The 11379-nt window shown below is 59.9% G+C and carries 11 protein-coding genes; 2 read left to right on the top strand and 9 right to left on the bottom strand.

Going from position 1 to position 11379, the window contains the following annotated elements:
- The 3 genes from PQR42_RS35720 to PQR42_RS35710 form a co-directional block, all read right to left on the bottom strand.
- Positions 1–451, bottom strand: a 451-nt coding sequence (locus PQR42_RS35720) for a DUF3037 domain-containing protein (protein WP_408495051.1), incomplete at its 3' end; no start/stop codon positions are given.
- On the bottom strand, positions 448–849 hold the full coding sequence (locus PQR42_RS35715; protein WP_408495049.1) for a HipA family kinase: 402 nt from the start codon (positions 847–849) through the stop codon (positions 448–450). The genes PQR42_RS35720 and PQR42_RS35715, both read right to left, overlap by 4 nt.
- Positions 850–990: 141 nt before the next feature.
- Positions 991–1812, bottom strand: coding sequence for a TetR/AcrR family transcriptional regulator (locus PQR42_RS35710; RefSeq protein ID WP_408392050.1), 822 nt, complete (start codon positions 1810–1812; stop codon positions 991–993).
- A gap of 115 nt (positions 1813–1927) precedes the next feature.
- Here PQR42_RS35710 and PQR42_RS35705 point away from each other — a divergent pair, with 115 nt between their 5' ends.
- Complete coding sequence (locus PQR42_RS35705; protein WP_408495047.1) at positions 1928–3340, top strand: MFS transporter; 1413 nt, start codon at positions 1928–1930, stop codon at positions 3338–3340.
- Positions 3341–3545: 205 nt separating this feature from the next.
- Here the strand turns inward: PQR42_RS35705 and PQR42_RS35700 are convergent, their stop codons facing one another.
- The 4 genes from PQR42_RS35700 to oxlT all read right to left on the bottom strand — a co-directional run bounded on the left by PQR42_RS35700 (position 3546) and on the right by oxlT (position 7870).
- The gene (locus PQR42_RS35700; RefSeq protein ID WP_408179722.1) at positions 3546–4031 is read right to left on the bottom strand and encodes a MarR family winged helix-turn-helix transcriptional regulator; all 486 of its coding nucleotides are present in this window, start codon (positions 4029–4031) and stop codon (positions 3546–3548) included.
- A gap of 204 nt (positions 4032–4235) precedes the next feature.
- Entirely contained in the window at positions 4236–5297 is a 1062-nt protein-coding gene (locus PQR42_RS35695; RefSeq protein WP_408495045.1) for a serine hydrolase domain-containing protein, read from the bottom strand.
- Positions 5298–5306: 9 nt separating this feature from the next.
- Positions 5307–6458, bottom strand: coding sequence for a M20 aminoacylase family protein (locus PQR42_RS35690; protein ID WP_408495043.1), 1152 nt, complete (start codon positions 6456–6458; stop codon positions 5307–5309).
- Positions 6459–6583: 125 nt separating this feature from the next.
- Complete coding sequence (gene oxlT / locus PQR42_RS35685) at positions 6584–7870, bottom strand: oxalate/formate MFS antiporter (RefSeq protein WP_408495041.1); 1287 nt, start codon at positions 7868–7870, stop codon at positions 6584–6586.
- Positions 7871–8122: 252 nt separating this feature from the next.
- On the opposite strand from oxlT, the gene PQR42_RS35680 reads away from it, so the two are divergent.
- The gene (locus PQR42_RS35680; protein WP_408495039.1) at positions 8123–8413 is read left to right on the top strand and encodes a hypothetical protein; all 291 of its coding nucleotides are present in this window, start codon (positions 8123–8125) and stop codon (positions 8411–8413) included.
- A 309-nt stretch (positions 8414–8722) separates the two neighbouring features.
- On the opposite strand, the gene PQR42_RS35675 is transcribed toward PQR42_RS35680, so the two are convergent.
- Both PQR42_RS35675 and PQR42_RS35670 read right to left on the bottom strand, forming a co-directional pair.
- Entirely contained in the window at positions 8723–9736 is a 1014-nt protein-coding gene (locus PQR42_RS35675; protein WP_408495037.1) for an alpha/beta fold hydrolase, read from the bottom strand.
- Positions 9737–9811: 75 nt separating this feature from the next.
- Positions 9812–11344, bottom strand: a complete 1533-nt coding sequence (locus PQR42_RS35670) for a M81 family metallopeptidase (RefSeq protein ID WP_408495035.1) — start codon at positions 11342–11344, stop codon at positions 9812–9814.
- Between the last annotated feature and the right edge of the window lie 35 nt (positions 11345–11379).

Here is an 11379-nt window from a genome sequence, read left to right as displayed (position 1 = left end):
GCCTCTCGACTTCCCGTTCCTGATATGCCTTGGTCGCAAACACGCGGCCAACGTAGTGGTCGAAGAGTTCGATCAGCTTCTCGGCCGGATCATCAGTCAGGATGACACGCTCCTCGTCGGCATACATAATGGCTTGGCGAGGTTTCACAAGTTCAGTAAAAGCGAACTTGGCGTAGTTGGCGCTCGGTCCTTTCGCAGCGTCGACGAAAGCACTTTCGATGGACGAGCCAATGCGCGTCATTTCGTCGAGGTAGGTTTTCCTAGCTTTACGAAAGATGTTCGGGTCGAGCTCGTCGAAGAATGCGGTCACCCGCCGCACGCGATCGAGCATGCGGTAGCCAAAGTACTTGGCCGTCGGGCTCATCAGCACAATCCCGACGTTCGCGAACTCACCCGTCTCCACGTACGGCATGAAACGGACAATGGCGTAGCGGCAGGCGTGTTTCATCATGGTTTCCAAAATTCGTCGTGCCGGCAGAAGAGAAGCATTGCGTATGCTTGCTCCGGCGTAAAGTCCAGCGGGACATCATCGCCCACAATCAGCCACGAGTCCGGCATTCTATCGCATGCCCCCTCAAACTGTTCGAGCGCGTTTTGCATCCTCATCTCGTAGATCTGCCGCATCACGAAGTCTTCATACACTTTATGCCATATGCGGGAGAATGCGTGAAGCCCGAATTTGTCGCACCAGCAACGGACTGTCTCGTATGTGACCACGACACCGCGCTCGAGCAACAACTCCTTGATGTCGCGCAAGCTCAGGCTGAACCGGAAATACCACCGAACCGCGCAGCTGTTGACGACGCCAGGGAAGCGGTGACCGTGATAAAGCGATTTCCTTTTCTTCATTACTTCATTCTTCCGTCGCCTTCCCATCGACCTGATGGAGCCCCGACGAGGAGACAAAGCGGACGATCGACTCTATGTTCAACGCAGTTGACAGGACGAAGACGGTGCACCAACCTGCGCGACGCTGCCAGCGCCTCACGCTCAGGTGCTTTCCAGCGCCGGAAGCAGCGCTGGCGCGCTCGTGAGGAAGGCGCGCACGTGCATCGCAATCACCGCGTCACTAGGCGTGGCGTTGTCGTTCGAATAAATACGGCGGCGAATCGCAAGGTGGGACACCGCGCCGTGCAGCAGCCAGCCCACCTCGGTCAGATGAGCCGGATCGGCCGGTACGCCGCGTCCCAATTCGTGCGCCGTCTCAGTGACAATGATCTCAAGCGCGTGCGTCACGACAGCATTCGTGTACGTCGGCGCCATTTGCAGATCTTCAAGCGAAGAGTAAAGGAACAGGCGAAGCCACTGCCGCGTCAGAAGGGTATCGTAGTACTCGCGATAGAAAGTATTGAGCCTGCTTTCAATGGGCACACTGCGGTCTTTCAGTTGAACAAACCACATCGCCTTGAAGGTCCCCACAATTTCACGCTTGTAAACTTCGTCGATCAACGCGGCCTTGCTAGGGAACAGGCTATACAGCAAACGCTGCGACACGCCGCAGGCCTCGGCAATCGCGCGAGTCTGCGCGTTCAGGCCGTGCTCGGCGAAATATTCGGCGGCCTTCTCCAGCACGCGCGCCTGACGCTCGGCGCGTGGCAGACGCTGCGGTGCTTTCTTCATTGGCCGCTTGATGGGCGCGCGACCCACTACGGTCTTGCTGCCCGGATCTGCAACATCCCTGGGTTTGGCCTTCATGATGCTCCTCTGTCCATCGCTTTCGAAAAATAAGTCTTCACATGACGACTTATGGTTTGGTAGAGTATATCGTCCGGGTACGAGGAACAGTCTCGCCACGCACCCGGGCGCAGCCATGCATTATCTCAGGCTACCGCGAGGCGAACCCCATCTTTGACTGCCACCCGCTGCAAACGCCTCAATCTGGCGCGTTTGAGGGCGCGTCGCACAACCCGAATTCCGTTCTCCGCCCATGTCTTTGTCAAGCCGCCAGCCAGTCATCATCGCGCTGATCGTCGCCAGCGCCTATTTCATGGAGAACCTGGATGCGACGGTGATCGCGACCGCACTGCCCCACATGGCCGCCACGTTCAGCGTCACGTCCGTGAGCCTGAGTATCGGCATGACTGCCTATCTGCTGGCGCTCGCGGTCTTCATTCCGATCAGCGGATGGGTGGCTGACCGATTTGGGCAACGTTCGGTGTTCGGTGGCGCGATCATCGTGTTCACCGGCGCCTCCATATTGTGTGGGATGAGTAACGGCCTCGTCGAATTCACGATCTCGCGGATCCTGCAGGGAATCGGCGGCGCAATGATGGTGCCGGTAGGCCGCCTCGCCGTGCTGCGCAGCACCGAGAAACGTCACCTGATGCGCTCGATAGCCTATATCACGTGGCCCGGCCTCGCCGCGCCGGTGTTGGGTCCAGCGTTGGGCGGGTTTATCTCGACCTATTTCAACTGGCGCTGGATCTTTCTGCTTAACGTACCGATCGGGTTGCTGGGTCTGGCGCTAACCGCCCTATTCATTCCGAACTACCGCGAATCCACCCGCCGTCCCTTCGATGTGCCGGGGTTCGTGCTGAGCGGTATTGCGCTGACGTGCCTGATGTACGGCATGGTCCTGATCGGGCAACTGCATAGCGACTGGCGCATCACGGCCGGCGCGCTGATCTGCGGCTTGGTCGCTGCGGTCCTGGCCATACGGCATTTCGGCCGCGCCGAACACCCCCTGATCGATCTTTCGCCCTGGCGAATTACGACGTTCCGCGTGACCCTCGACGGCGGTTCGTTATATGTCGTGTCGGTCAGCGTCTCACCCTTCCTGTTACCGCTGTTGTTCCAACTGGGCTTCGGCTTGAATGCATTCGCTGCGGGTTTGCTGGTACTCGCGTACGCGGCCGGCAATCTGGGCATGAAGACTGTCACCACGCCGATCCTCAAACGCTTTGGCTTTCGCAAGGTAATGATCGTCAACGGGGTGCTTACCGCAGTCACAATCGCATTGTGCAGCCTGCTTTCGCCGGACACGCCGCGCGCGCTGATCATGCTGGTATTGCTCGCGGGCGGCCTGTGCCGGTCGATGCAGTTCACAAGCATCAACACGCTCGCGTTTGCGGACGTCCCGCCGGCGCGAATGAGTTCAGCGAGCACATTCTTCAGTATGGTCCAGCAGATGACAATCGGTCTGGGCATCGCATTTGGTGCGATAGCGCTGCACGCTGCGGTCCTGCTTCATGGAAATCACGCCCAACTCTCACTGGCTGATTTCCGGCTCGCCTTCCTGCTAGTGGCGGTGCTGGTGCTGATCTCGGTCCTCTACTTTATCGGCATAGACCCGGATGCAGGCCGGGAGGTGAGTGGCCATACGCGGACCGCATTACGATAGCGCGGAATTGAACCGAGTGAATTCGCTTGTCCCGATGGGCATAACCGTGGAAGTTGAAGAGAGATTCAGCATGTTCGGTCTCGCCTTTGGCGCTTGGCCTACTACTTCTTCAAAAGAACGCGCGGGCGTGGCAACCGGCGTGCGCCACATGCCGCCGATCGTCTGCCCGCGCTGTGGCAGCCTATTCTCGCCCCGGCGTCTCGATTCAGGCTGTGCGTTTGCGCCGTGTCGCCGGGAGCGTCCATTCGCCGCCCTCCTCAACGTGTTCCGTCAGCTTGTTGATGCAGTCAAAAAGCACTCGCTTTTCCTCGGCTGACAAAACGGACATGAGCTGTTCGTCGAAGATCTTGCCGATCCGGTCGCACTTGCGGACGATCGCCTTGCCTTTCCTGGTCAAGTTCAGGTTGATGACACGTGCATCCGTCGTGCCGGTAGAGCGCGTTAACAAGCCGCGATTAGCTAGCGTGGTGACCAGCTTCGAAACCAGCGTCTTTTCAAGGTATGTCAGTTCAATCAGCGGGCCCAGGGAGATGCCCGGCTGCATATCGACGAAACGCAGCACGCGCAGGTCGCGAAGGGTTACGTCACATTCGGCTTCGTAAAGGCCAGACGCCACGCCCTTGGCCAACTCGCTCAGTACATCGAGGCGGAAGTTCAAATGCTCCAGTCTTGGATACGGCGCCTTCGACATGCTGTCCTCCCATTCGGCTACTTTGATTCAGTTGCACACTGCAACTTTTAAATTCTACGCGTTTCGTGCACGAAACATACCACCGTGCGGAAACTCCCAAAGTGCGGACAAGCCGGGCGCTTGCCAAACGGCACGAGCGTAACGCAATGCGCACGAGTGGGGCAAGCACGCACAATGCCTGTGCGGCAAGTGGATGGACACAGATTAACCCCTCGCCCCTTCGTCAATCGCCTTGAGCACCAAACGGAAAAATTCGTCGGCATGTGCCGGGTTGAGCCAGCGCACCACCACCGCCAGCTCGCGTTCGGGCTCGATCCAAGTGAACGAACCGCCCGCACCGATTGCGAAGTAGCTGGACGCCGGCACGCTCGGAAAGACGCTGCGCTCGTGGTTGAGCCAGACCAGGTAGCCATAGAACGGTGCGATCGCACACGGTGTCAACATGCGCTGCAGCCACTCGCTGGAGATTATCTGTTGGCCGTTGACGCTGCCCTGACCCAGCAACAGGCGAGCCACCTTGATCTGGTCCTGGGCGCTGATCGACAGGCCACCACCCCAATGCGTGCCGCCCGGAACCGACTGCACACGCTGCCCGCCCACCTCCACCCAGGCATTGTCGTAACCGACCCATTGCCAGTTCTCGCTCGCTTCGAGTGGCCGCATAATCGCTTCTCGAAACACCTCCGGCACCGGGCGGCGGAACAGGTGCAGCAGCGCGAGCGAAAGCTGATTGATGCGCACGTCGTTATATTCCCAGTAGGTACCGGGAGCCCGTAACGACCGCCGCTCCCCTTTTTTCCCATCGGGCTCCTTGCCGAATTTGACGTATCGGTAGTGATCGGCCTCATCGGGCAAGCCGAAACACACGCCTTGCCATTCGCTCGTCTGCTGCAGAAGTTGCGCCCAGGTCACGCTCGCGTTGTGCTCGTCATCAAAGCCGATACCAGGCACGCGCACTTGCACCGGCTCGTCGACATCGGGCATCAGGCCTCGATCGTGCGCAACGCCGGCCAGCAGCGCCAGATAAGTCTTGGCGATGCTAAAGGTCAGGTCGGCACGCTCAGGTTCGCCCCACGAAGTTAGCGGGCGGCCGGCCCGAGTGATGACGCCGGACACCGGGCCACGCCCATGCACCGGTCCGAGCAGCCGGTTCCAGGGTGGCGGGTCGTCCGGATGTACGCCCCAAACGCCATCGACCTCGCGGTCCCAGGGCGTTTCATAATCGATCGCGAATTGCACAGCATGCTGGAGGTTGGCAGATTGCATGAGGGTCCTTTACCGGGCACCAAACAGCTTGACGAGATTCACCCAATAACTCGCACCGATCGCAAGCGCCGCATCGTTGAAATCGTAATGCGGATTATGGAGCGGTGCTGCCGGAGTCGCCTCGTCGACACCCATCCAGATATACGCGCCGGGCTTTGCGTGCAGCATGAACGCAAAATCTTCCGAGGCCATCGAAGGCACACAACCTCGCCGCACGCCGGAAGTGCCGACGGTCGCCTCAGCGGCCACAGCCGCAAGGTCGGCTTGAACGGCACTGTTGACCGTGGCCGGATACGCGTAGCGATAGTCGAGCGTCGCGTTTGCGCCCAGTGCGCGCGCAATACCCGAGGAGATTTCGCCGATCGACGCGCGGATCCGTTCCTGCACAGCGCTCGAAAAACAGCGGACGGTGCCGCGAATGACCGCACGGTCAGGCAATACGTTCCACGCTTCGCCACCATGAATTTGCGTGACGCTAACGACGCCTGATTCCTTCGGGGAAATTCGTCGGCTTATGATCGTCTGCAATGCGGTGACAATCTGGCTGACACACACCAGCACGTCGCTCCCCTCCTCCGGCATCGCGGCATGCGAACCCTTGCCGTCGACAACAATCTCGAACGTGTCGAACGATGCCATCATCGGACCGTCGTTGATCGCAAAATGTCCGCGCGGGATGCCCGGCCAGTTGTGCAAACCGAACACGGCGTCGCACGCAAAGCGCTCGAAGAGTCCGTCTTCGACCATCATCCTGCCGCCGCCCGCCGGCCCTTCTTCTGCTGGCTGAAAAATCACATGTACCGTACCGCGCCAACTGGGGTCGCGGCTCAGCGCGACAGCGGCGCCGAGCAGCATTGCAGTATGGCCGTCATGGCCACACGCATGCATCTTGCCTTCATGTTGCGATCGATGTGCGAAGCGATTGGCTTCGGCGATCGGCAGCGCGTCCATGTCGGCGCGCAAGCCGATGGCAGGCCCCGCGCTTCGGGTCATGGTGCCCACCACACCGGTCCGTCCAATGCCGGCATGTACCTCGAAGCCGTACTGTCGCAATACGCCGGCGACGAGGTCCGCGGTTGCGACCTCCTCGAACGCAGTTTCCGGACAGGAGTGCAGTGTGTGCCGCCACTTCATCATGAGGTCGATCAGGTCGCTATCCATCGGAATTTAAATCCTTTCAGTGGAGAATTAAGGAGACGAAAAAACAGAGAATCGACGAGGCGGTGCCGCATCCGCGCAGATTCAAGCGGGCGAGATTGCTGGCAAGCTGGACGTGGCCGAGTGCATTACGAGCGCCTGGAAGCGCGGGCAAACCACGCGCGGCGCATCGGCCTGAGTGCGGCGATCGCGAGCACCGCGGTACAACTATCCAATGCGATTGCCGTGCCGAACACCGCATCCCAACCGCCCGTATGCTCGTGGAGTAGCGCCGCCACCGGTCCGCCCAGGATCGAACCGATACCTTGCGCATAAGACAGGCACGCGTAGTTGACGATCGCATGCTTGCTGCCAAACGTGTCCGTGAGCGTCGAAGGGAACAGCGAAAAAATCTCGCCCCAGCCGAGAAAAACGACGCCCGATAGCAGCACGAACAACAACGGGTCGTGCCGCGATGTGAGCCATAAGGTCATCGCTATCGCTTCCATACCGAACGCGATCAGCATCGTATGCTCGCGCCCGATCAGGTCGGAGATCCATCCGAACATAGGCCGCGTCACGCCATTCGCCACGCGATCGATCGTCAACGCAAGCGGCAACGCCGCGAGGCCGAACACGGTAACTCCCGCCATGCCGAAATCTCGCGTGAAGACTGCCATTTGCGACGTCACCATCAGGCCGGAGGTCGCCATCATCGACATCATCACAAACATCAGCCAGAACAACGGCGTGCGCAGCATGTTGCTGGGCCGCGTGTCGGGTACGGCGGCCGCGGCTCTCTGCGGCCGCCAGTCCGCCATGTAGCCGGGAGGCGGCAGTCTCATGCCGAGCGCGGCAAGTATGCCGATCACCCCGAGAATCACGCCATAGACGACCAACGTATGCTGATAGCCGTATCTGGCGATGCTGTTGGTGATCGGAAATGTCGTGAGCATCGCGCCCATGCCGAAGCCCGCCATCACCACGCCTATCGCAAAACCCCGACGGTCTGGGAACCAGCGTGCCATCAGACCGATCGTGCCGACCACGACAATACCTACGCCGATTCCCCCGAGAACGCCATAGCAGAGATAAACGGACAGCAGAGATTCCGCGCGGCTCGTCAGTACCCAGCTAAACCCTGTGATCGCGCCACCCGCGGCCAGCAACCAGCGCGGCCCAAAGCGCTCGATTAAATAGCCCTCGAGCGGCGATAGAAAAGTCTGGCAGACAATGAGGATGGAAAAGGTGACCTGCAGACTCGGCAGCGACACGCCGAGTTGCGCTGTGAGCGGGCGCGTCAGCAAAGTCCAGATGTATTGGGGATTGGACGCGACCATCGCGCATACGAGGCCGCACAATAATTGCCACCAGCGGCTGTGTAGTGAAAGGACAAGTGGGGCGCGGGTGCGGGCGCCGAAATTCTGGGTGCTCATGTTTCAACTCCGTACGAATAAGTGACACGAAATGACTCAGGCAGCGCGCTTTCCTGAAGTCCCGACGCCACGCTCCTGGACAACGCGCTCAGTACATCGAAACGTAAGTTCAGATGACCCAGCCCTGGAAACGTCACCTATCGACAATCTGCCAGTGCGTTCGCATCGCGTCGATATAGTTGCAATTCCCAATAATTGTCATTTACATGTGACTTCGATTTGCACGAAATGTGCCACGTCCCGACAAAACCCGTGTTCATCGACAAATCAGGCGTTTTCCATACCGCGATGCAGACTCTGCCATGCGCAGAAACCATGCGCGATGCGCGCGAGAAAGGTGCACTGCGTGACGCAATATCACCGTTGCACCGGTTCCGGGCGCAGCATTGGCATTTGTCGCACCCGGACGGTTGCGACGATCTCAAGGAGCGATTTAGATGTGACGATGCAATCTGCCGAAACACCCGACTCAGTTTCGTCGCAGTGCGCAATATGTTGTCCTCGACGCTCGCCGATGATGGTGAACGCCGCCGGTTCGTGTGAGCTGCCTTTGTTGCGTCACCGGTCTGACAGCCGCGTCAGTTGCTGCGTCAGGCAGCACGCCACGCGCGCGAAATGACCCGTTTCGAAAGCATGCGGAGAGAGTCGTGCGACCTGGGATCAGGGCTCGTTGGGCCGGATGATTGCCATGCCGGGGACGCCTTTGACGTCCCGACCGACATGTTGCAGTCGCACGCGTGTCTGCTTCAGCGACTTCCGCAATGTTGCTCAACAGCACCGAGGTAGGGGCGTGCGGTGCCGATGAAGGACTGCAAGATAGACACAAGGCACCGCCGCGGCAAGTCTGGTACGTTAGTCCTCGAGATGCCGGGTTATCGCATCGGAAATAAACGCGGCATCGTCCAGATTGGCTGTCGGCAGCCCGGCACGATGGCCCCATATCGACGAAATGGGGAGGAGCCTGGCGTTTCGCATTTGCGCGACCTCGAGACGGTTGTCTTCCACCTGAAAATACAGATCGGTTTCGCTAGGCATGATCAACGCCTTTGCCGTAATCGCCTTTAGCGCTGCGTGAAAATCACCGTTATATTTGGAATTGGCCGCGATGTTCGCATGCTGCCATGTCCATAGGTGAGCCAGCAGGTTGTTGCCATCTCGCTTCAGGAAATTCGCTTCCCAAGACATCACGAGATAATCTTCGAGCGAGGAAAACCCAGCCTGGCGCCACACCTCGTCACGATAAAACGTCTGCGACATCGCCATGGCGGCGTAGTTGCGCCCCATGGCCCGCAGACCGCGTTCGGGACGCTCAACGAACGTTCCGTTCTGAAAACCGGGATCCGTCGTCAGGGTCGCGCGCACGCCCTCGATGAACACCTGATTGTGCGGCGAGGTCTTTGCCGCGCCGCAGAGCACCACCAGCCGCCTGACCATCTCCGGATACATTGCCGCCCATTGATACGCCTGCAAGCCGCCCATTGACCATCCGCACGCTAATTGCAATACCTCGATGCCGAGTTCTTCCGTCAGGAGTTGGTATTGAATCGCGACGTTATCGGCGATCGTAAAATTCGGCCAACGGCTTCCGCTAAAGGGCTCGGTTGCATTGCTGGGCGAGGACGACAGTCCATTGCCGAACAGATTCGGAATAACGACGAAGTACTTGTCGGTGTCTAGCGCCTTGCCCGGACCGACCATCCACTCGATGTCATAGTGATGCGCGGAAAATGACGTCATGTATAGAATGACATTCGATTTTTCTGCGTTCAACTTTCCGTAGGTTTGGTAGGCGAGCTTGGCATCTCTGAACGTGATACCGGATTGCAACACCACGTTTCCGGCGTTGAATACAAAATAGTCTTCCATGTGTACGGATCTCGATTGGTGAAATGTGACGAGTGGGTAACTGAAAAAGTAGGATAGAAGGTATCGGTGCGCAACTCAGCCGCACGCCGAGGCCGTCCATCCTGGCTCGAAAGGCTGCCCCTTGGCGCCAAGCCGCATTCCCACGGGAAGCTTGCTCCACGGCAGTTGCTTAAGCCGCATGGGCATTGAACCAGGCGCTGCGCAGACGATAATCTCGGCCGCGATCGGTGCGAAGTCGGCGCGGAAATGCACCGCGCTCTTGACGACCAGGATCGCCTGCGTGGCGGGCTCGATGCCGACGAGGCGAAACAGCGCCTGGTCGGCCATCTGCACCTTGAACGACGCCACGACGATTCGCACGCCGCCGCGCCTCAGACAGGCGGCCGGCCCGACATCCAGGTGAAAGCCGGCATAGTACGGGCCGGTCGCGTCGATCTTGCCGTCCGAGATCGCTTCGATCAGGAACTCGTCCTCGTAAGGCGCGTCGCCGGGGATGCCGGAATGACCACCCAGTGACAGCCGGATCGTCTCACCGACCCGCCGCGCGTGAATCGCTTCGGCGGCCGCCGCATCGACGATCAGGCCGATCACGGCCTGCTGTGCGTCCTGCCTGATCAGGGCCCGCAGCACCCCGGTGGTGTCCGAATTCGCGCCGGCACCCGGATTGTCCTGTCCGTCTGCGACGATGATCGGACGCCTGCCGGCGCGGCTCTGTTCGATCGCGTAACGGACCGCATCGTCGGGTGAATACAGGGTACCGGCGAATTCGGGTTCTGCGTCGTTCGCCGCCCGCGTCAACTCGTCGACCGCCGCTTCGGCAACGGTGGGATCGTTCGCATAAGCCCAGATCACCGGCGAGCATTCTGGAAAATCGGCCGCCGGGAAACCCGTCGCGAACGACAGGTCGGCGCCATCCGCCGCTTCGATCTCCTCGAGCAACGCATAAAGACGCGCGGCCGGCTGCATGTCGATGCACTGCCAGCAGATCGGCACGAGGAACGGTAGCCGGCGGAATGCGAGCGCGGCACGCAAACCGCTTGACCAGCGCTTTTCAAGGAGCGCAAATGCGCGCTTCCCGGTGCACGCCATGTCGACGTGCGGATAGGTACGGTATGCGACCAGCGCGTCTGCCCTGTCGAGCATCTGTGCGGTAACGTTGGCGTGCGGATCGAGACTGCCCACCACCGGCACAGCATCACCAACGAGCGCACGTATGCGCCGCAGCAGTTCGCCCTCGCCGTCGTCGAAATGAGTCGTGACCATCGCGCCATGCAGGTCCAGGTAGACCGCGTCGACCGGCAGCGCTGCCTCGATGCCGGCCAGGATCTCACCGGCGATATGTTCGTAGGCTGCCTCGGTGACGTGCGCTGACGGGCTGGCCGCGCACCACAGGGTTGGCAGCAGCGTATGGCCCGCGCTTCGTGCTGCATCGACAAAACCAGCGGCGGGGATATTTCTGCCCGCAATCGCTTCGAATACCGCATCGCCGCTCACCAGTCCCGGCCAGCCGCCTCCGCGCTCGAACGCGAGCAGGTCCGCTTGAGTCGGTGCGAAGGTATTCGTCTCGTGCTGGAAGCCACAGAAGACGATTCGCTTAGGTATATGCATTACTGTCTCTTTGAAAATATCGACGGTATTGGGTT

The organism is Paraburkholderia sediminicola, from assembly GCF_046027355.1.
GTDB classification, from domain to species: Bacteria; Pseudomonadota; Gammaproteobacteria; order Burkholderiales; family Burkholderiaceae; genus Paraburkholderia; species Paraburkholderia sediminicola_B.
The sequence above is the reverse complement of the archived record's forward strand: the minus strand, read 5'-3'. Positions and strand labels throughout refer to the sequence as shown.